Origin of the sequence: Mesorhizobium sp. ES1-6, assembly GCF_020164775.1 — a bacterium.
Classification (GTDB): domain Bacteria; phylum Pseudomonadota; class Alphaproteobacteria; order Rhizobiales; family Rhizobiaceae; genus Mesorhizobium.
Window position 1 is genome coordinate 114984 of record NZ_JAIUGU010000017.1, and the last position, 19333, is coordinate 134316.

The 19333-nt window shown below is 63.4% G+C and carries 19 protein-coding genes; 11 read left to right on the top strand and 8 right to left on the bottom strand.

Translation table 11 applies throughout. The annotated features are described in order from the left end of the window. Position 1: 1 nt before the first annotated feature. Positions 2 to 3112: an efflux RND transporter permease subunit gene (locus tag LB564_RS29380; RefSeq protein WP_224542585.1), complete on the top strand. Its 3111-nt coding sequence runs from the start codon at positions 2 to 4 to the stop codon at positions 3110 to 3112. A 169-nt stretch (positions 3113 to 3281) separates the two neighbouring features. On the opposite strand, the gene LB564_RS29385 is transcribed toward LB564_RS29380, so the two are convergent. Further along, the gene (locus LB564_RS29385) at positions 3282 to 4256 is read right to left on the bottom strand and encodes a LysR family transcriptional regulator (RefSeq protein ID WP_224542586.1); all 975 of its coding nucleotides are present in this window, start codon (positions 4254 to 4256) and stop codon (positions 3282 to 3284) included. A gap of 108 nt (positions 4257 to 4364) precedes the next feature. On the opposite strand from LB564_RS29385, the gene LB564_RS29390 reads away from it, so the two are divergent. After that, positions 4365 to 4997 carry an FMN-dependent NADH-azoreductase gene (locus tag LB564_RS29390; RefSeq protein ID WP_140709973.1) on the top strand — a complete coding sequence of 211 codons (633 nt, stop codon included), beginning with the start codon at positions 4365 to 4367 and terminating at the stop codon, positions 4995 to 4997. Positions 4998 to 5051: 54 nt separating this feature from the next. On the opposite strand, the gene LB564_RS29395 is transcribed toward LB564_RS29390, so the two are convergent. Further along, positions 5052 to 5351 carry an AzlD family protein gene (locus tag LB564_RS29395; protein WP_224542587.1) on the bottom strand — a complete coding sequence of 100 codons (300 nt, stop codon included), beginning with the start codon at positions 5349 to 5351 and terminating at the stop codon, positions 5052 to 5054. Next, positions 5348 to 6082 (bottom strand): AzlC family ABC transporter permease, encoded by a 735-nt coding sequence (locus LB564_RS29400; protein WP_224542588.1) that lies wholly within the window; start codon positions 6080 to 6082, stop codon positions 5348 to 5350. The genes LB564_RS29395 and LB564_RS29400 overlap by 4 nt, the downstream gene beginning before the upstream one ends. Positions 6083 to 6253: 171 nt before the next feature. On the opposite strand from LB564_RS29400, the gene LB564_RS29405 reads away from it, so the two are divergent. The 3 genes from LB564_RS29405 to LB564_RS29415 all read left to right on the top strand — a co-directional run bounded on the left by LB564_RS29405 (position 6254) and on the right by LB564_RS29415 (position 8815). Continuing rightward, positions 6254 to 6712 (top strand): Lrp/AsnC family transcriptional regulator, encoded by a 459-nt coding sequence (locus LB564_RS29405; RefSeq protein ID WP_224542589.1) that lies wholly within the window; start codon positions 6254 to 6256, stop codon positions 6710 to 6712. 480 nt (positions 6713 to 7192) lie between these two features. After that, positions 7193 to 8152, top strand: a complete 960-nt coding sequence (locus LB564_RS29410; RefSeq protein ID WP_224542590.1) for a YadA C-terminal domain-containing protein — start codon at positions 7193 to 7195, stop codon at positions 8150 to 8152. 63 nt (positions 8153 to 8215) lie between these two features. Next, entirely contained in the window at positions 8216 to 8815 is a 600-nt protein-coding gene (locus LB564_RS29415; RefSeq protein WP_224542591.1) for a hypothetical protein, read from the top strand. Between the two features lie 116 nt (positions 8816 to 8931). On the opposite strand, the gene LB564_RS29420 is transcribed toward LB564_RS29415, so the two are convergent. Then, positions 8932 to 9855, bottom strand: a complete 924-nt coding sequence (locus tag LB564_RS29420; RefSeq protein ID WP_224542592.1) for a LysR family transcriptional regulator — start codon at positions 9853 to 9855, stop codon at positions 8932 to 8934. A 128-nt stretch (positions 9856 to 9983) separates the two neighbouring features. Between LB564_RS29420 and LB564_RS29425 the strand changes: the two genes are divergently transcribed. The 3 genes from LB564_RS29425 (at position 9984) to LB564_RS29435 (ending at position 12777) form a co-directional block, all read left to right on the top strand. Then, entirely contained in the window at positions 9984 to 10502 is a 519-nt protein-coding gene (locus LB564_RS29425) for a cupin domain-containing protein (RefSeq protein WP_224542593.1), read from the top strand. A gap of 15 nt (positions 10503 to 10517) precedes the next feature. Next, positions 10518 to 11435: an alpha/beta hydrolase fold domain-containing protein gene (locus tag LB564_RS29430; protein WP_224542594.1), complete on the top strand. Its 918-nt coding sequence runs from the start codon at positions 10518 to 10520 to the stop codon at positions 11433 to 11435. Between the two features lie 139 nt (positions 11436 to 11574). Continuing rightward, the gene (locus LB564_RS29435; RefSeq protein ID WP_224542595.1) at positions 11575 to 12777 is read left to right on the top strand and encodes an MFS transporter; all 1203 of its coding nucleotides are present in this window, start codon (positions 11575 to 11577) and stop codon (positions 12775 to 12777) included. Positions 12778 to 12827: 50 nt separating this feature from the next. Here LB564_RS29435 and LB564_RS29440 read toward each other — a convergent pair whose 3' ends face one another. After that, positions 12828 to 14834 (bottom strand): putative bifunctional diguanylate cyclase/phosphodiesterase, encoded by a 2007-nt coding sequence (locus LB564_RS29440; protein WP_224542596.1) that lies wholly within the window; start codon positions 14832 to 14834, stop codon positions 12828 to 12830. Positions 14835 to 15128: 294 nt separating this feature from the next. On the opposite strand from LB564_RS29440, the gene LB564_RS29445 reads away from it, so the two are divergent. Continuing rightward, complete coding sequence (locus LB564_RS29445) at positions 15129 to 16163, top strand: class I SAM-dependent methyltransferase (protein WP_224542597.1); 1035 nt, start codon at positions 15129 to 15131, stop codon at positions 16161 to 16163. Between the two features lie 81 nt (positions 16164 to 16244). Here the strand turns inward: LB564_RS29445 and LB564_RS29450 are convergent, their stop codons facing one another. Both LB564_RS29450 and LB564_RS29455 read right to left on the bottom strand, forming a co-directional pair. Further along, positions 16245 to 16550, bottom strand: coding sequence for an HlyU family transcriptional regulator (locus tag LB564_RS29450; RefSeq protein WP_224542598.1), 306 nt, complete (start codon positions 16548 to 16550; stop codon positions 16245 to 16247). A 43-nt stretch (positions 16551 to 16593) separates the two neighbouring features. After that, positions 16594 to 17235, bottom strand: coding sequence for a TetR/AcrR family transcriptional regulator (locus tag LB564_RS29455; protein ID WP_224542599.1), 642 nt, complete (start codon positions 17233 to 17235; stop codon positions 16594 to 16596). Between the two features lie 171 nt (positions 17236 to 17406). Here LB564_RS29455 and LB564_RS29460 point away from each other — a divergent pair, with 171 nt between their 5' ends. Beyond that, positions 17407 to 18084 carry a PspA/IM30 family protein gene (locus tag LB564_RS29460; RefSeq protein WP_224542600.1) on the top strand — a complete coding sequence of 226 codons (678 nt, stop codon included), beginning with the start codon at positions 17407 to 17409 and terminating at the stop codon, positions 18082 to 18084. 64 nt (positions 18085 to 18148) lie between these two features. Then, positions 18149 to 18409 carry a YiaA/YiaB family inner membrane protein gene (locus LB564_RS29465; protein WP_135898198.1) on the top strand — a complete coding sequence of 87 codons (261 nt, stop codon included), beginning with the start codon at positions 18149 to 18151 and terminating at the stop codon, positions 18407 to 18409. Positions 18410 to 18747: 338 nt separating this feature from the next. Here LB564_RS29465 and LB564_RS29470 read toward each other — a convergent pair. Beyond that, a partial coding sequence (locus LB564_RS29470; protein WP_224542601.1) for a PadR family transcriptional regulator occupies positions 18748 to 19333 on the bottom strand: 586 nt, incomplete at its 5' end.

Sequence of the window (19333 nt, forward strand, 5' to 3'; positions counted from 1 at the left end):
GGTGAACCTCAACCTTTCAGCGATCGCCGTTCGCGAGCGAGCCGTCACCCTGTTCTTCATCATTCTGCTGGTTGCCGCCGGCGCCTACGCCTTCCTCATGCTTGGGCGGGCGGAGGATCCCAACTTCACCATCAAGACCCTGACGGTCACGACGGCATGGCCGGGCGCGACGGCGCGTGAGATGCAGGATCTCGTCGCCGAGCCGTTGGAGAAGCGGCTTCAGGAGCTGACCTGGTACGATCGTGTCGAGACGACGACACGGCCAGGCTATGCCTATCTGACGGTCACGCTGAAGGACAGCACACCGCCATCCAGTGTGCAGGAGGAGTTCTACCAAGCCCGCAAAAAGCTCGGCGACGAAGCCCGCAACCTGCCCCCCGGCGTGTTCGGTCCCTTCGTCAATGACGAATACTCCGATGTCAGCTTCGCCCTTTACGCCCTCAAGGCGAAGGGCATGCCCATGCGCGAGCTCGCCAGGCAGGCCGAGACCATTCGCCAGGATCTTCTGCACGTGCCTGGCGTCAAGAAGATCAACATCCTCGGCGAACGCCCCGAGCAGATATTCGTCGAGTTTTCCTATGCCAAGCTCGCCACCCTCGGCGTGTCGGCACAGGACATCATTGCCGCCTTGCAGCGTCAGAACACCGTCACACCGGCGGGCTCGATCGATACGCAGGGGCCGCAGGTCTTCATCCGGGTCAACGGGGCCTATGACAGTATCCAAACGATCGCCGACACGCCGATCGTCGCTGCGGGCAGGACGTTGAGGCTCTCCGACATCGCCGATATCAAGCGCGGCTACGAAGATCCCGCCACCTACGTCATCCGTCACCAGGGCGAGCCGACCATCATGCTCGCGGCGGTGATGCAGGAGGGCTGGAATGGTCTTGAACTCGGCAAGGCGCTGGAGGAGAAGTCCGCTTCCATCGCACAGACGCTGCCGCTCGGAATGACGCTGGCCAAGGTCAGCGACCAGGCGGTCAACATCGGCTCGTCGGTCAACGAGTTCATGCTCAAATTCGCGATGGCGCTCGGCGTGGTGCTGCTGATCGCCCTGATCAGCATGGGTTGGCGCGTCGGCATCGTCGTGGCGGCCGCCGTTCCCCTGACGCTTGCGGTCGTCTTCCTCATCATGCTGGAAACCGGCCGGTTCTTCGACCGCATCACGCTCGGCGCCCTCATCCTGGCGCTTGGCCTTCTCGTCGACGACGCGATCATCGCCATCGAGGTGATGGTGGTGAAGATGGAAGAGGGCATGGACCGCATCAAGGCGGCGGCCTATGCGTGGAGCCATACCGCGGCGCCGATGCTGTCGGGCACGCTGGTGACGATCGCCGGGTTCCTGCCGGTGGGCTTCGCGCACTCGACGGCCGGCGAATATGCCGGCAACATCTTCTGGGTCGTGGGGTTCGCCCTCATCGTCTCCTGGGTCGTCGCTGTTTTCTTCACCCCGTATATGGGCGTCAAGATGCTGCCCGCGATCAAACCGGTCGAAGGCGGCGTCCACGCCATATACGACACGCCGAACTACCGGCGCCTTCGCCGGCTCATCACCTTTGCCGTGCGCCACAAGTTCGTGACCTGTGCTGCCGTCGGCATCGTCTTCGCGCTTTCGGTTGTCGGCATGGGCGGTCTCAAGCAACAGTTCTTCCCGACATCCGACCGTCCCGAAGTGCTGGTCGAGGTCCGCCTGCCGGAAGGCACCAGCATCGGGACGACGACCGCCACGGTCGAAAAGCTGGAACACTGGCTTGGCGAGCAGCCGGAGGCCAAGATCGTCACGAGCTACATCGGTCAGGGCGCCTCGCGCTTCTTCTTCGCCATGGCGCCGGAACTGCCGGATCCCGCCTTCGCCAAGATCGTCGTGCTGACCGCGGACGCGGAGACGCGCGAGGCTTTGAAGCACCGGCTGCGTGAAGCGGTCGCGACAGGGCTTGCCCCCGAAGCGAACATCCGCGTCACGCAACTCGTGTTCGGACCTTACACGCCGTTCCCGGTCGAGTTTCGGGTCATGGGACCTGATCCCGAGCAATTATACGCCATCTCCGAAAAAGCCCTCGACGTCATGCGGGGCGTCCCGGACGTGCGGCAGGCCAACCGCGATTGGGGCAACCGCACGCCCGTACTGCGCTTCATTCCGGATCAGGATCGGCTGAACCTCATTGGCCTGTCGCCGGCGGAGGTGGCCCAGCAGCTCCAGTTCCTCCTCACCGGCATCCCCGTCACGCAGGTCCGCGAAGACATCCGCAATGTCCCGATCGTGGCCCGCAGCGCCGGCGCGGAGCGGCTGGACCCGACACGCCTGGCGGATTTTTCCCTGATGAGCCGTGACGGGCGCCAGATCCCGCTGGACCAGATCGGCCACTCGGAAATCCGCCTGGAGGAGCCGATCCTGAAGCGGCGCGATCGCACGCCGGTCATCACGATCCGCTCGGACATCAATGAGGCGACCCAGCCTCCGGAGGTTTCCAAGCAGATCATGACGGCTCTGCAGCCGCTGATCGCGTCCCTTCCGGCCGGCTATCGCATCGAATTGGGTGGATCGATCGAGGAGGCTGAAAAGGCCAACACCGCGCTGGGTAAGGTCTTCCCCCTCATGATCGCCGCCATGCTTATCGTGATCATGCTGCAGGTGCGATCCTTCTCGACGATGGCGATGGTCATGCTGACGGCACCGCTGGGTCTTGTCGGCGTGGTGCCGATGTTGCTCGCCTTCAACCAGCCCTTCGGATTCAACGCCATTCTGGGCCTGATAGGACTGGCCGGCATCCTGATGCGCAACACGCTGATCCTGACCGAACAGATCAAGGAGAACCGTGCCGCCGGTCTTGACGACTATAACGCCGTCATCGAGGCCACCGTGCAGCGCACGAGGCCCGTGATCCTGACCGCACTTGCCGCCGTGCTGGCCTTCATCCCCCTCACGCACTCCGTCTTCTGGGGTTCGATGGCCTATACGCTAATCGGCGGCACGGCGGCCGGCACGGTGCTGATCCTGCTGTTCCTTCCAGCGCTCTATGTCGCGTGGTTCCGGATCAAGCCGGCTGCGGATGCTGTCGATGAAGCCCCGGCGGAGGAACCGGAGCCGCGAACCGCAATGGCTGCCGAATAGGCGGTACGGCGGCAATCCGCCGGCAGCTCGGATTGGGCGCCAACTCAGCGTTCGCGGCCCAGCCCTGCATTGCGCGCGTCGAGCTAGAGCAATTCCAGGAAAAGTGTGTAACGGTTTTCCGTCCGGAATTGCGTGAAAAAGAAAGAGTTAGAGCGGGTCGGCGATTCTATCAAACGCTGAACCGCTCTAAAGGCGCCGGCGCGTTGGGAACCTCCAGTTCCTCCTCGGGCACCTCGCCTGGCTCGAACTCGTTGAAGCAGCCGAGCCCACGCTTGAAGCGGTCGATCAGCCAGGCGGCGGCCGGCTTCGGGCTGCGATCGTTGCGGTGCATGGCAAACAAGGGCGAGCTCACTTCCTTGTAGGGCTCGAGATCAAGCTCCACCAGGCGGCCAGTCGCCAGGTCGTCGGCGATCAGCCAGCGCGGCAGTCCGCCCCAGCCCAACCCCTCGCGCATGAGGATGTGCTTGGTGCGCATGTCGGTCAGGCGCCAGGTGCGGTAGGCGAAGACGCCGTAATCGCGTCCCTTGGTGCGCTCGGACTGGTCGGTGACGACAAGCTGGGTGTGTTCGCGCACATGCTCGAGCGCCACCGGCCTCGGTAGCAGGGCCAGCGGATGGTTGGGCGCCGCCGCCGGCACCAGCGACATGAAGCCGATGCGCACGAGATGCACGTCCACCTCGCCCAAAAGGCCGCCTATGCCGAGATCGGCTTGTCCATTGACGACAAGATCGGGAATGAGGCCGAGCGTGCCGATATGCAGGCGCAGCATCACGGTCGGGAATTGCGCCTCGAACGCCTTCAGCACCCGCACCAGCACCGGGGAAGGCAACGCCACGTCGACCGAAAGCGCCACCTCGGCCTCCAGCCCGTGATGGTGGCCGTCGGCGCGCGAGCGGATGCGCTGCAGCACGCCCACCATGCGCCGCGCGTCTTCCAGCATGGCCCGGCCGATCTCGGTCAGCTGCGGCTCGCGCGTGCCCTCGCGCTCGAAGAGCTTGAGCCCCAGTTGCGCCTCGAGATTGGCGATGCCGTAACTGATCACGGATTGGGCCCGGTTGAGCTTGCGGCCGGCGGCCGAGAAACTGCCGGTGTCGGCAACGGCGACTAGGATCTGGAGTTGGTCGAGCGTCGGATTGGGCTGCATCATCATATCCACTTGGTAGATGGGTGATATAGAAAATATAACGGTTTACCGGATGGGTCGATAGCCCCATATGCGACGGGACAATTCATTCCACTGGAGAGACCCGCTATGTCCATTCTTCTCGTTACATCGAGCCCGCGCGGCGCTGCCTCGCATTCGACCCGCATCGCCACCGAATTTGCCCAGAAGCTTCTCGCCGCCGACCCGTCGAACACGCTGGTCGTGCGCGACCTCGTCGCCAACCCGCTGCCGCACATCGATACCGACTACGCGACCGGCATCTATACGCCCGCCGAATCCCGCACCCCGCGCCAGGCCGAAGTGGTCGGCGTTTCGGATGCCGTGCTCGATGAGCTCTTCGCCGCCGACACGGTGATCCTGGCCACCGGCTTCATCAACTTCAACATCTCCTCGACGCTGAAGTCCTGGGTCGACCACATCTCCCGCTCCGGCAAGAGCTTTGCCTATGGCGAGAACGGCCCCAAGGGCCTCGTCACCGGCAAGAAGGTCTATGTCGTGCTGGCTTCGGGCGGCGTCTATTCGGAAGGTGCGGCCGTACAGTTCGACCACGCCATTCCCTATCTGCGCGGCGTGCTCGGCTTCCTCGGCATGACCGATGTCGAGGTCATCCGCATCGAGGGCGTCGCCATGGGCCCTGACGCGGTGGATGCCGCGCTCGCCAAGGCAACGGCCAAGGTCGATGCCGTGGTAGCCAGCCAGCAGGCCGCCGCCGCCGCGTAAGGCTCCCGATCCTCCGAACTCGATAGGCAGGCCTTCGCGCCTGCCTTTTTCATTTCAGCCGATCAGATGCCTGAGAACCCCCGTCGCGGCCACGCCGATCAGCACGGTCGGCAGCATGGACAGGCGCGTTGCCACCGCCAGCGTGATGGCCAGCGCCAGAAGATCAGCAGGATTGCGCGACACGAAGGCCGGCGCGATGACGGAGATCAGCACGCAACCGGGTGCCGCCTCCATCACCGCGGTCGCACGCGCGCTCAGCACGCGATTGCGCAGCACGACATAGCCGCCGATCCGCGTGAGATAGGTGACGCCGGCCATCAGCACGATGGTGACAAGGGTTGCCGCGTCGATCATGCATCACCTGCCATCAACCACGCGGCAAGCAGCCCCGACACCGCGCCGGCCGCCACATACCAGGCGCCGGGAACGAAGAGATAGACAAGCGCGGCCACTACCAGGCTGACCAGCCACGGCCGCGCCGCCGCCGCGCCTTTCCACATGCCGCGCATCAGCACCAGGAAGACAGCCGGAAACGCCATGTCGAAACCGTAGATCTCGACATCGCCCAGCATCGGGCCGAGCAAGGCGCCGAGCGTCGTGAAGGCCACCCAGGCAAGGTACATCGCCAATGCCGCGCCCATATAGTAACGCCGGCTGAAGGCCGGCTTGACCCCCGCGGCGGCACGCTGCTTGGCGTCGGCCAGGCCCAGCGCCCAGCTTTCGTCGCACATGAAGAACAGCGCCGTGAAGACCTTGCGCCGCGGCAGCTCGCGCAGGAACGGCGCCAGTGCTGCGCCCATCAGCAAATGACGGCTGTTGACCAGGAGGGTGATGGTGACGATGAGCAGGATATGCGGTGGCGACGTCCACAGCTGGATCGCCGCGAATTCCGAACCGCCGGCGAAATTCAGCCCCGTCATCATGGGCAACTCGACCGCGCTCAGCCCTTTCTGCGTGGCCTGGGCGCCAAGCACCAGCGCGTAGGGAATGGTGCCGAGCAGGACCGGCACGCAGGACGCCACGCCACGGCGGAACTCCGATCCCGAATCGCTGCCGGCTGCCCCGACTGCCTGTGAAATGCTCATACTCCTCCACCGGCGGCTTTGCGGCCGCCCCTTCCGGTTTGCGTCTGGAATTCGTGATATCGGCGGCCAGATTACAATCAGCTCTCCGCAATTTGGTTGCGAAAATTGTTGTGTTCCATCAAATTTCGGCATTCACTGCCGATAATACTCAAAAGAATGGAATCTGACGCCGTGAGACTGGACGAGATCGACAAGCGTATCCTGCGGGCATTGCAGCGTGACGGCCGCATGGCCAACAATGATCTTGCCACTCAGGTAGGGCTGTCGCCCTCGCCTTGCCTGCGGCGCGTCAAGCTTCTCGAGGAAGCCGGCATCATCGACCGCTACGTCGCCGTGATCAATCCGGCCAGCATCGGCAAGGGCCTCACCTTCTTCACCCGCATCTGGCTGAAGGCGCAGGACGAGGACACGATCGAGCATTTCGCCAGCGAGGTCGCCAAGCTGCCGCAGGTGATGGAATGCTATCTCATGCTCGGCGACTGCGACGCCATGGTGCGCGTGGTGGCCGCCGGCATCGACGACTACCGCCGCTTCCAGTCGGAGCATCTGAGCCGCATCAAGGGCGTCCAGAACGTCAAGACCGACGTGCCGAGCCAGACGATCAAGTACACGTCGGAACTGCCGATCTGATCATCGAGACTCGGAGAGACCATCAGAGTCGCGCAATGACGGTCTGACGAATTGGCTCTGGCGCCGCTCCACAACAGCCAAACTTAATGGTGGACGACGGCGACCACAGTCGCGACTAGCACAGGCTCTACTGCCATCTCGACGCCCAGGGCACCTGGGGCGTGTTGGCACGGCGGGATCGGACGATAAGGATCGGCTGCCTACTTTTGCGCGGGCGCCCGTTGGCACGAACCTCCGGGCTTTTTTGATTCACGTCCACCTCCTGTGGATTGGTCTGAAATGGAATGATCTGCGCCCCGGACAGTCGTCATTTGACGGTATGCGTATTTGTTGCCTCCCTGCAACAGTGGCCACATGTAGCCTTAGTTTAAAGTGCAATTTTATGCGAACCCGCCGAATTTAATGAGATTGTAGTTGACAGCTTTCTTCGGCGCGAACAGGCTTTGGCGGGGAATAAAGCTTGATAGCGGGGGTTGGCTTATGACGAATACTCAAAGACATAACGAATATGTAAGTTCTCTCGGTTCGTTGCCGGTTTTGGTGTTGTTTTTTATGACCGCAATTTTCTGGACGGCACCTGCTTCGGCACAGGTCGTTTTCGGCGGCGACGCCGGCGATCCCGAAAACACGATCTGCAGCTTTGCCGGCGTGATCGGCACAACGATCAACGACGATTGTAGTAACTCGGACGACTATTTTGTCCCCGCGCCAGGAATCACTATAGGCCCGAGCGGCAGCCAGATTAACTTCGACGCCGCGACAGGAGCCGCCACATTCGGTGGGGCGGTCGACATGGGCGGCAATGTTGTAAAAAATGTTGGCACCCCGACCGCGGGGACGGATGCAGCCAACAAGGACTATGTGGACGGTGTCGTGGGCGATGCTTCGGCAAAGAACGTAGAGCAGGACGGAAGGCTTGACGCCGTCGAAGCCAAGAATACCGAGCAGGATGGCCGGCTCGACAGCGTCGAGACAAAGAACACCGAGCAGGATGCGACACTCACCGATCACGAGACGCGGATCACGCAGACGGAAACCAAGAATACCGAGCAGGACACACGGCTCGATGGCCACGACACCATGCTGGCATCCCTCGATACCCGTGTAACGACAAATACAACCGACATTGCCGTCCTGGACGGACGGGTCGGCGCCCTGGAAAGTGGTTTTGCCGATCTGGGCAACCAGATTTCAGAGAACCGGACCGAGGCTCGGCAGGGCATCGCGGCGGCGATCGCTATGACGACGGCGCCAATGCCCTCCGCTCCGGGACGCACGAGCTGGGCCGGCAATGTCGGCTATTTCAAAGGGGAAACGGCGTTCGGCGGCTCATTTGCTCATCGCTTCGATTTCAACGAGCCTTTCGCGCTCACCGCTGGCTATGCCTATGGCGGCGGCAGCAGCCACGGTTTCCGCGTCGGCTTGGCGGGCGAGTTCTAGCACCTGGCTACTTTTCGGCGAATGGTGTCGAAGCGGCCGGCAGCGTTGCCGGGAGGGTTTGGAATGCGCGAATTTGCCCGGCTGACAGCACTGCTTCTGGCCCTGTTTTGCATCCAAACGACACCGGCATATTCTCAGGCGAAAAAGGACGACCGATCTGCCCCGAAGGCATCCGAGGGTCCAAAGCCGGCCAACATCGATCACAACGGCGTCCTGATACTGATCCGATCCACATTGCTGGCGCTGGACCATGCCAACAAGACCGGAGACTATGCGGTGCTGCGCGAGCTTGGTGCTCCGGAGTTTAAAACGAACAACCCAGCCCGCCTGGCTGAGGCCTTCGCAAAGCTGCGCAACGAGGAGGTCGACCTCAGCGGTGTCGCGGTGCTCGAGCCGCAGCTGACGTTAACGCCGCAGATCGAAGCCAACGGCATGTTGCACATGGCGGGTTTTTTCCCGTCAGCCGCCATGCAGCTGAACTTCGAATTTGCCTTCGCCCCTGTCGACCGGCAATGGAAGATATCAGGCATGTCGGTCAGACTAGGCGCCAGCACGCCGTCGGCCCCCGACAATGCCCCGGCTGTAGCGCCCGCACCATCTCTGGAGAAACCAGAAGCGCCAGCCGCCGCCATCACCACAAAACGTCAGATCAAAAAGAAATAAACAGGTAGACCGTCTTCCGCAGTGCCACGTTCGTGCGTGAGCGCCTCGACAAGTCCCGCTGCGCAGATCCGAGTCGCGGCGTGGTCGTCGTCTGCCCAATTGACTCAGGCAGGGCATCAATCCGTTCCGACGATGCCACCTTGCCAATGCTCGTTGGGAACCGAAACCTCGCGCATGAAATCCACGAAGCTGCGCACGGTCTGCGACAGCTCGCGCTTGCTCGGAAAGAGCAAATTGACCTCGACGGGCGCGATGTCCCAATCGGTGAGCAGCGGGACGAGACGCCCTTCGGCGAAATCGCCGACGCACAGATAGGTGGACAGCACGCCGAGACCCGCGCCATTGCGGACAAGCTGGTGGATGGTCAGCGCCTCATTGACGCTGACGCGGTTGCGCACATCGACGGAGGCCATCTCGCCCGCTCGGTGGAAATGCCATCTTCGCGTCCGGCCGTCGCCACGGGGCATTTCGATGCACTCATGCGTGGACAGATCGGCCGGCATCAGCGGTGTGCCTTGGCGGGCGAGATAATCCGGCGCGGCGGCGAGGCAGCGACGCACACTGCCCAGGCGTGTCGCCACCAGCGCCGAATCGGGCAAAGGCCCCATGCGGATCGCCACGTCTACGCGCTCGGCGACAAGGTCGAGGTCGCGGCTCGTCAGGTCGAGCGCCACGTCGACATGGGGAAAGCGGGCAAGGAACGCCGGCAGATGCCGTGACAGGACATTGATGCCGAAGCCGATGCCAGCACTGATCCGCAGCACACCGCGTGGCTCGCCGGCCAGGCTCTCGACATAGGTCACCGTCTCTTCGATCCGCGACATCAGGTCGACGCAACGCGTCCGCAGCGCTTCCCCGGCGGCGGTCAGGATCACCGCGCGGGTGGAGCGCTGGAACAGCCGCACACCCAGTTGCTGCTCAAGCCGGGCAATGTCGCGGCTGACCGTCGACTTCGGCAGGCCGAGCGCGCGGCCGGCGGCCGAGAAGCTGCTGGTCGCCGCCACTTTCTCGAAGACACGCAGGTCGTTGAGATCGATCATGCCGGCGACTGTTCCATCCGCGGGACAGTGAGTCCAGCCGGTCGAACGAGCTTTTTGCTGCCTTGGCGCCAGCCAGCCGCTACCACTGACAGAAGGCTGGGGAGCCTCGCCGACCGTGGAGATCAGACATGCCTGAATTGACAATTCCCGCCGACGATCCCAACCGCCAGCTGTCGATTGTCGATCCCGACGATCCGTCGCTCCAGCATCTGGCTGTGGTGGGCGACACCTACACGGTCCTGCTTTCCGGCGCGCAGACGGCTGGGCGCTTCTGCCTCATCGATATGAAGGTTCCCGATGGCGGCGGCCCCGGTCCCCATCGGCACGATTTCGAGGAGACGTTTCATCTCCTGGAGGGCGAGATCGAATTCACCTTCCGTGGCCAAAAAAGCGTGGCCAAGGCAGGCATGACGGTGAACATCCCCGCCAACGCGCCGCATTCCTTCAGGAATGTCTCGGGCGCGGATGTGCGCATGCTGTGCCTGTGCGCGCCGGCGGGACAAGAGGCGTTCTTTGCCAGGGTCGGCACGCCGGTCGGCAGCCGCACCGCCCCTGCTCCGGAACTCAGCCCGGCGGAATTCGGCGCCTTCCTCGGCAAGGCGGCGGCACTGGCGCCGGAATTCCATACCGAGCTCCTCAAACCATAATCCGAACGGATCGTCATGAGCATCGAGTTCCACCCCGAGGACGAACGCGACCGTGCCGTCATGCAGGCGATGCGCTACATGCTGGCGACGCTGCCGGCACTGGAATTTGCGCCGGCGTCACGGCCGGCCTTCGAAGAGCTGATGCAACAGACGCCCGTCGCCGACGGCATCAGCTTCGAGACAGGTACGGTCGGGGCGGTAGCGGGCGTGTGGTGCCGGCCAAAGGCCGACGCGGCGCGTGCGGCCATCCTCTACCTTCATGGCGGCGCCTATGTTCTGGGTTCCGCCATCGGTCACCGCAATTTCGTCAGCCAGATCGTGCAACGCGCCGGCGCGCCGGCCTTCATTCCCGACTACCGGCTGGCGCCCGAGCATGCTTTTCCGGCCGCCATCGACGATGCGCAAAGTGTATTCACCGGACTTTGCGACCTCGGTCATGAAGCGATCGCGCTTGCCGGCGACTCGGCCGGCGGCGGCCTCGCGCTGTCGCTGCTGGCGCTTGTCGCGGCCAAGGCCAGGCAAGGCACCGGCGTCATGCCGCGCTGTGCGGCGTTGATGTCGCCTTGGACCGATCTCGCTCTCGCCGGCGGCTCGATGCTGACGAGGGCGGCCGCCGATCCGCTTGTAAGACGCGACGAGCTGAAAAAGGCGGCCGACCTCTATCTCAAGGGCGCCGATCCCATCGATCCACGCGCCTCGCCACTCTACCAGCATCTAGGCGGGCTGCCGCCGTTGCTGATCCATGTCGGCGATGACGAAATCCTGCTCGACGATTCACGCCGCGTGGTCGAAGCGGCGTCGAGCGCCGGCGGCGAGGCGGCACTGCACATCTGGGAAGGCATGACCCATGTCTTTCCCTCCAACCTTGCCCAATTGCAGGCCGCGCGTCAGGCTGTCGACATGATCGGAGCCTTCATGCGCCAGCACCTCTAGGCGTCGGCGCATACACTTCGCTGGACCCAGAAAAAAATCGATCTGGAATGTCGATTCGAGCGCGCCCCGGACGTCCTTCGGACGCAACCGGAATTGCCGGGCGGCGTCGAATGATCGATCCTGCTCCTGGGAGAAAACCATGAACCATTCCTACCGTTGGGTCATCGTCGCGGCTGGCGCGCTGATGTCCTGCGTCGCCATCGGCACGATGTTTTCGCTGGCGATCTTCCTCGAACCGATGGCGCTCGACACGCAGTGGTCGCGCGCCGGCATTTCGAGCGCCATGACGCTCAACTTCCTGGTGATGGGCCTTGGCGGCTTCGCCTGGGGCGCCCTGTCCGACCGGTTCGGCGCCCGCATCGTGGTCACCATTGGTGCCGTACTGCTCGGGCTGGCGCTGGTGCTGGCGAGCCGCGCCGACTCGCTTCTCAGCTTCCAGATCACCTATGGCGTGCTCGTCGGACTCGCCGCCAGCGCCTTCTTCGCGCCGATGATCGCGATGACCTCAGGCTGGTTCGACACCAATCGCGGACTGGCCGTATCGCTGGTCTCGGCCGGCATGGGCGTGGCGCCGATGACGATCTCGCCCCTGGCCCGCTGGCTGATCTCCACCTATGAATGGCGCACCGCCATGTTCGACATCGGCCTCCTGGCCTGGGTGCTCCTGCTGCCGGCCGTCCTTCTGGTGCGCCAGCCGCCGAAACCCGCCGCCGCCGATGCCGCCGCGGCGCGCGTGGCCGAAGGCGACGGCCTCACGGTCGGCCAGGCGCTGCGCTCGCCGCAATTCATCGTGCTGGGGCTGACCTTCTTCGCCTGCTGCGCGGCCCATTCCGGCCCGATCTTCCACATGGTCAGCTACGCCATGCTGTGCGGCGTCGCCCCGATGGCCGCTGTCTCGATCTACAGCGTCGAGGGCCTGGCCGGCCTTGGCGGCAGGCTGCTCTACGGCGTGCTGGCCGATCGGCTCGGCGTCAAGCCGGTGCTGATCACCGGGCTGGCGATCCAGGCGATCGTCATTGCCGCCTATCTCTCGATCAGCCAGCTCGACCAGTTCTATATGCTGGCCATCGTCTTCGGCGCCACCTATGGCGGCGTCATGCCGCTCTACGCCGTGCTGGCGCGCGAATATTTCGGCCAGCGCATCCTCGGCACCGTGTTCGGCGCCGCCACAATGCTCTCCAGCCTCGGCATGGCGCTGGGGCCGCTCGCCGGCGGCATGATCTTCGACGCCTATGCCAGCTACCATTGGCTGTTCATTGGCTCGGCGCTCATCGGCCTGGGGGCGGCGGGCATAGCCATCGCCTTCCCGCCCCTGCCGCGCAGGGCGTTGCAGGCGGCGTAGACGGCAAACGGGGCCTGGCAGTCGGATGGCCGGTCAAGCCACCGCCGCCGTCACGCCGACTTGAGGACCGTGAAGGGCCGTTTTTGAATGGCCCGCTTGCCCTGGAAGCTAGCGGCCGGAGCCGGGCGGCCGACATGAAAGCCCTGGACCTTGTCGATGCCGAATTGGCGCATGAGGGCCATCTGCTCTTCGGTCTCCACCCCTTCGACAAGGATTTTGTGACCGCGATTCCTGACCAGCGCGATGATGTCCTGCAGCATTGCCATGCCCTTGGGAGTGCCGCAGTCATGGAGAAACGAGCGGTCGATCTTGACGGTATCGAAATCGATGAGACGAAGCCATGAAAGGCCGGCGAAGCCCGTCCCGAAATCATCGAGCCAGATCCTGATCCCGAGCAGCTTCAGATCGCTGATGCAGCGCAGGATGTCGGAGTGCATCTCCATCTCCAGGCCTTCGGTGATCTCGAAGGCCAGCCTGTTGCCGGTCACCCCGGTCTCTCCCAGAATGGTCGCGACCGATGTCGCGAAGCCGGGCGTCTTGAGCTGGATCGGCGAGACGTTGACGCTGACGACGCGCACGTGATCCCGCGCCAGGAGCTCGGCGCACACGGTCCTTATCGCCCAACGCCCGAGCTCGAGGATGGCGCCGGTCCGTTCCGCGACGGGAATGAACAGGCTCGGCGGAACCAGGGTGCCGTCCAGCATTTTCAGACGCATCAGCGCCTCCACGGCCTCGAACTTGCCCGACGCGACGTCCTGGATGGGTTGATAGACGAGCGAAACCAGGTTCTGGCCGATCGCGATCTTCAGCAAAGCCGCGAGGTTCTCGCTCTCGTCGCTGCTCTGGGGATCGGTCGGATCGAACAGCCGCGCACAGTTTCGACCGCTGGCTTTCGCCAGATAGAGCGCCCGATCGGCTTCGTGGATGATCTTTTCCAGCTTGGCGGCGGTCTGCTTCCTGGTGAATGCCGCGCCCACGCTTGCCGTCACGATCGAAATGCCATCGCGCCGCAGCTCGTGCGCGATGGCCAGGCTCTCGACCGTGCGGCAAACGGCCTCGGCGAGATCCGCGACCTGGTCTTTCTTGTCGATGCGCGCGAGCACGATGAATTCCTCGCCGCCATAGCGGCCGATGGACCCATCATACTGCTTGATCATCTCGCTGAGCGCATTGGCGACCTGGATAAGGCAGCGGTCGCCCTCCTGATGGCCATAGCAGTCGTTGAACTTCTTGAAGAAGTCGACATCGATGAGGATCGCCGCGAAACCGTTGCCAAGCTTTTGCCAATCGCTCCAGTAGTCGCGCAGCTTCTCGTCGATCGCCCGCCGGTTCTCCAGACCTGTCAGCGGATCCGTCCGCGACAGTCTGAGCAGGGCCCGGCCACGCTCGGTGGCCTCATTGTGCTGGATCTTGGCCTCCAGCGCGTTGAGGAAGACGTTGTAGCGCTCTTCGTTCAGCTTCCAGTTCACATAGGACGTGAACGTGAAGCACGAGACGTAGAAGGTGCCAAACACCATCTTGTACGTCAGCGATGCGGGCACAAAGTAGTTGACGACATACAAGATGCACAAAATTATCGTCGAGGTGACGATGGAAACCCTGAAGCTGAAGGTAAAAAACAGATTGGCACTCATCATGAAAATGGTGCCGAAAACCATATAGTATGCGACGCTTTCCCGGTCCGCGCCGCCCATGGCCGGACACAACCAGCCGATATAGCCGAAGATGATCGCGGCGGCGCAGGTCACGTCGAGCCAGCCCGTGGCCGCTCCCCGGCGCAGCTGTGCTTCCAGGGTCAGGAGTGCGGTCACCCCAACCACGAAGCGCGCCGTGATCGTATAGACCGCCACGTCGGGGATCAGCAGCAGATCCGTTGCCGAAAACAGGAGATAGATGGCGACGGCGATCCAAAGCCCTGGCCTGGCTTCCTTTCTCCGCACCGCCTGAACTTCCTTCTGGAAGAGGCTGCGAAGCTCGTCGGGCCCCGGTTCGTGACGTTGTTCGAACGGTTCCACACGCGCGATATCAGCCGATCCGGATGACACGCGTTCGTTCATGAGGACAAACCCCGTTTGCCGGGGATCCTGTATGCGGACCTCATTTCTCGCCTCTGCCCCCACGCGGGCTGACTCCCTTGGGACGCGACAGGGATCGCGACGCTGCCCTGACCATGCAGTCGCTCGAAACAAGTTTCCGTTAACTCGAACCCGGAATTCGCGCCGGGAAAAGCCCAACGATCCAAGATGGTTACCGGGAAATTAATCATACCGATAAAATGCCCCCGGGCCGACGTTGGCAAAACGGGCATTCTAGGCAATAAGTTAACTGACTGTTAACTATGGAGTTCCGGTGTGCAAACCATCTTCGATGGCCAGAGTCTGATTACCGCCGAGACGATCGCGGGGGGGCTGCGTCGGGGAAAGCCCGAGCATCATGGCGAAGCGTTCGAAACCGCTCGCGTCGAGCTTGCGCTCGTTCTCCACACGACACACCAGCAAATCGAACAGGGAAAAGCCCCCGCCGAGATCATTCGTCGGCTGATGTCGTTTCTCGAAGCGTTGCATGGCAGGCTTCATCCGGACGTCTGGCAGGCCTTGATACCGGTGGCGCAGGGCCACCCGATCATGCAGTACTTTCTGGAAGACCCGCTTACGCGGTGGTCCTTCACCAAGCCCAGGGGTTATTCCGGCGACGCGGAGCTGCTCGACTACATCTATTGCGACCCGCACGTGGCCGAGAGCGTGGCAAATGCCTCGGAGCTCGGCAAGGCCCTCTATCGCTACACCCAGGACGTGCCGTCCTGCGTCGCGGCCCGGGAACGGCGCGATCTTTTGACCCGTTACGTCGATGAGGCCGCGGACAGGAATGGCCCGCAAACCGAGGTGCTGGCGATCGCGGCCGGCCATCTGCGCGAAGCCAACCGTTCGGCCGCGTTGGCGGAACGCCGCCTCAAGCGTTGGGTTGCGCTCGATCAGGATCCCCAGAGCGTCGGGCTGATCGCGCGCGACTTCCGGGGCACGGCGGTCGAAGCCGTCGACGGCTCGGTGCGAACCGTTCTCACGCGGGGCCACAAGCTTGGCAAGTTCGACCTCATCTACGCCTCCGGCCTTTACGACTACCTTCAGCACAACGTCGCCGTGAAACTCACGAAAACCTGCCTGCAGATGTTGAAGCCGAACGGGACGTTCCTGTTTGCGAACTACGCCGAAGGCAATCCCGACGCGGGATATCGCGAGACCTTCATGGACTGGGTGCTGCTGCTGCGGTCCGAAGTAGACATGTGGAACATCGTCAACGCCAGCGTCGACCGCAACACCGTCGATGCCCAGGTGTTTTTCGGCGAAAACCGCAACGTGCTCTACGCCGTCATCCAAAAGCGCGGGTAAGACTCGCCTCACGGCGGCCAGGGATCTCGAGCGCTTCAAGCGGAGTGCTCGAGACTTCCGCGCTCGCGGGGAGCGGCAGCCCTACCCGAAAATCCGCCCGAAAATCCGCTCGCCCTGCTCGTCGACGAGCTGGATGCCTTTCTTGATCGAAATGTCGACGGCGTCGTCCAGCCCGGCGAAACGGTCGGCGCGGATGAATTTGTGCTCCTTCACCACGCCGTCGACCTCCTTGGAGACGATGCCGCAGGTCTGATACTGGCCGTCGGTCTTGTAGGGCGTGGCGCTGATCGTGAAGCCCTTGTGCTCGACCTGCTTGGCGGGCGCGGCACGTGCAGGCTCGGCCGCTTCGCCGCCACCGCCGCCGAAAAGACGTTTCAGAAAAGACATCGCTCAAATCTCCTTGTCGCCTGTGATCGCCTTCCCACGCGATTCACGACGTTGTTTTCCCAGCATGCGCGAATGTGCCGCCGCGTTCCAGCCCCCTGATGAAGACGGAGACCAGGAGCGCGATTTGCTGGTCGATCTCGTCCCCCTGCCGGCGCACGGACCTGGCCGCATAGCCGCTGGTGACGATGCCGTGTACGCTTGACCAGAGGGTTCGCGCCGCGATCCGGCGCGTGTCCTCGTCCAGATCGAAGCCGCCATCGGCAAGGACGCTGGCGATGATCTCGAACAGCTGGTCGAGCCGCGCCTCATAGACATCGGGCTCGGTCAGCACCGGACGCCGCCTGTTGAAGGCAAGCAGCGCCGGCCAGCTGCCGGGATGGGCCTCGACGAAGCGCACATAGGCGCCGGCCAGTGCCAGCAGGCGTTGGCGCAAATCGGTGATGCCGCGCCGGCCAAGATCGGCCATCGCCGCCGCCCCCGCGACGCCCAGCCGGTCGAGCAGCCGCATGTTGACGGCGCGGTGCACACCGTCGAGATCGGAAAACAGATTGTAGACCGAGCCGACGGAGATGCCCGCCTGCTCGGCGATGGTCCTGGCCTTCAGATTGTCCATGCCGCCTTCGTTGAGCAACGCTTCCGCGATGGCCAGCACACGCTCGCCCGTCTCTTCCCTGTCCAGTGCCATGCTTTTCCTTCTGGATATGCCTTGCGAATGGCCTGCCGCTCCGACCCGACGCCCTTCGTCTACCATATCCAGGATATCGTGAACAGCGTTCAAAAAATCCTTGAACAATGTTCATTTACTGATATGTTGCTTCGTGAACATCGTTCACGGGAATTCGAAGGGAGAAAAAGCATGCTTAGCTTGATCAGGACATTGCTCGACGGCGCCAGCGCACGGGCCGAGGACGGCCTCAAGGATCGCTTCGCCATCGACCTTCTGGCCCAGCGTATCCGCGACGCCGAGGCGGGACTTGCCGCCGCCAAGCAGACACTTGCTTCGCTAATCGTGCGCCAGCGTGCCGAGCAGGCCGGTCTCGACCAGCTCGACCGCCGCCACGCCGATCTCGAAACCCGCACCATCAGCGCGCTGGCCGCCGGCAATGGCGGACTTGCCGAAAGCGGGTCGGCGGCCATCGCCGAACTCGAAAATGAGCGCGAGGTTCGCCGCGCCACGGTGCAAAGCCTCGGCGAGAAAACCCTGCGGATGCGCGTTTCGGTGGAGCGGGCGCACCGCCGCATTATCGACCTCAACCAGGGCATGATCTCGGCCCGCGCCATCGATGCCGAGCGCATGGCGCAGTCACGTCTCGTCAGGTCGATCGGCCACTCGGCGAGCCTCAACGACGCCGAGGAGCTTCTGGCCCGCATCAAGGGCGCCAGCGACCCGTTCGAGGAGGCCGGCATTCTCGACGAGATCGACGGCGAGCTGCGTCACGATGCGATCCGCGACCGCCTTGCCGACGCCGGACACGGCCCGGCGGTGAAGGTGCGCGCCAGGGACGTGCTGGAACGCCTGAAGACCATCAACTGAAGATTTTTGGACCTGACCACAACCTTATCAAATCCAGCTTCGATCCAATCGAGGGAACACGACAATGAACGGCAATCAGACCTACATCATGTTCAACACCATCTCGGTTGGCGCCGCCTATTTCATGCTCGGCCTGTCGCTGTGGCTGGCGCCGGTCGACCTGTCGACCAAGGGCTACTGGGGCATGGGCATCCTGCTGCTCACCGGCAGCCTGGTGAACCTGGTCAAATATCGCACCGACGAGCGCATCTCGGCCGAAACCACCGCCAAGATCGAAAAGGCGCGCAACGAAAAGCTGATCAGCGAATATGTCGGCAAGGAATGATGCCGGCATGGCCTGACGGGAAAAGCCCGGGTCTCCCCGGGCTTTTTTGCCGCGCGCGGCAGCCTGGCGCGTGCTGAGCTGATCGACCCCCACTCCGTCTCGGCTTCGCCGAGCCACCTCTCCCCCGATCGACGGGGGAGAGGAAGGCGCCAGGTTTTTTTGTGATCGACGCTTATCCAGTAAGGCTCCCTTCCTTTCCCTCCGGGGGGGGAAAAGGTGGCGCTGCAAAGCAGCGACGGATTGGGGGAACCACCTTGGCAATCAAGCCTCACGCCGATCAAACATGCTTGACCTCCCCTGGCGCAAAGTGGGGCGAGGAACCCCGCTCTTGCCGGGTCTCAGCGATGTGTCAGCGCTTCCAGCGCTTCGGCGGCAGCTTCGAGAATAGCGATCGCCTCGGCCTGCTTTTCGGCCGGGGCATCGACCATGTCGCCGAGCGCCGCGCGCAACCGGTGGCGGACGGCGCGGAATTCGTCACGCGTTTCCGAACGCTCGCCACGCCCGCCCCGGCCGCCGCGACGGTCCTCGCCATCATCGTTCCAGCCGAACCAGTCGCGCGCCTTGGCCATCTTGCGGCCGAAGCGTTCGAGGTGTTCGAGCACGCCGTCGATCATGTCTCGGTTGTCGGCCAGATGCGCCTGGCCCGCCTCGGTGATCGAAAACACCTTCTTGTTGCCTTCGCTCGACGAGACGGCATAGCCGGCCTCTTCCAGGAAGGTCAGCGTCGGGTAGACCACGCCCGGGCTCGGGCTGTAGATGCCGCTGGTGCGCTCTTCCAGCGCCTTGATGATGTCGTAGCCATGGCGCGGCGCCTCGGCCAGCAGCGACAGGGTGATCAGCTTGAGGTCGCCGTCGGCCAGCATGCGCCCGGCGCGAAAGAAGTCGCCTGGGCCGCCGCGACCACCACCGCCCCTGCCCCCGAAC

Bases quoted from the DNA above. Each gene is read 5' to 3' on its own strand.
- LB564_RS29385 (WP_224542586.1), bottom strand. From the start codon at position 4,256: ATGCAGCCCAATCCGACGCTCGACCAACTCCAGATCCTAGTCGCCGTT.
- LB564_RS29390 (WP_140709973.1), top strand. From the start codon at position 4,365: ATGTCCATTCTTCTCGTTACATCGAGCCCGCGCGGCGCTGCCTCGCAT.
- LB564_RS29395 (WP_224542587.1), bottom strand. From the start codon at position 5,351: ATGATCGACGCGGCAACCCTTGTCACCATCGTGCTGATGGCCGGCGTC.
- LB564_RS29400 (WP_224542588.1), bottom strand. From the start codon at position 6,082: ATGAGCATTTCACAGGCAGTCGGGGCAGCCGGCAGCGATTCGGGATCG.
- LB564_RS29410 (WP_224542590.1), top strand. From the start codon at position 7,193: ATGACGAATACTCAAAGACATAACGAATATGTAAGTTCTCTCGGTTCG.
- LB564_RS29415 (WP_224542591.1), top strand. From the start codon at position 8,216: ATGCGCGAATTTGCCCGGCTGACAGCACTGCTTCTGGCCCTGTTTTGC.
- LB564_RS29420 (WP_224542592.1), bottom strand. From the start codon at position 9,855: ATGATCGATCTCAACGACCTGCGTGTCTTCGAGAAAGTGGCGGCGACC.
- LB564_RS29425 (WP_224542593.1), top strand. From the start codon at position 9,984: ATGCCTGAATTGACAATTCCCGCCGACGATCCCAACCGCCAGCTGTCG.
- LB564_RS29430 (WP_224542594.1), top strand. From the start codon at position 10,518: ATGAGCATCGAGTTCCACCCCGAGGACGAACGCGACCGTGCCGTCATG.
- LB564_RS29435 (WP_224542595.1), top strand. From the start codon at position 11,575: ATGAACCATTCCTACCGTTGGGTCATCGTCGCGGCTGGCGCGCTGATG.
- LB564_RS29440 (WP_224542596.1), bottom strand. From the start codon at position 14,834: ATGAACGAACGCGTGTCATCCGGATCGGCTGATATCGCGCGTGTGGAA.
- LB564_RS29450 (WP_224542598.1), bottom strand. From the start codon at position 16,550: ATGTCTTTTCTGAAACGTCTTTTCGGCGGCGGTGGCGGCGAAGCGGCC.
- LB564_RS29455 (WP_224542599.1), bottom strand. From the start codon at position 17,235: ATGGCACTGGACAGGGAAGAGACGGGCGAGCGTGTGCTGGCCATCGCG.
- LB564_RS29460 (WP_224542600.1), top strand. From the start codon at position 17,407: ATGCTTAGCTTGATCAGGACATTGCTCGACGGCGCCAGCGCACGGGCC.
- LB564_RS29465 (WP_135898198.1), top strand. From the start codon at position 18,149: ATGAACGGCAATCAGACCTACATCATGTTCAACACCATCTCGGTTGGC.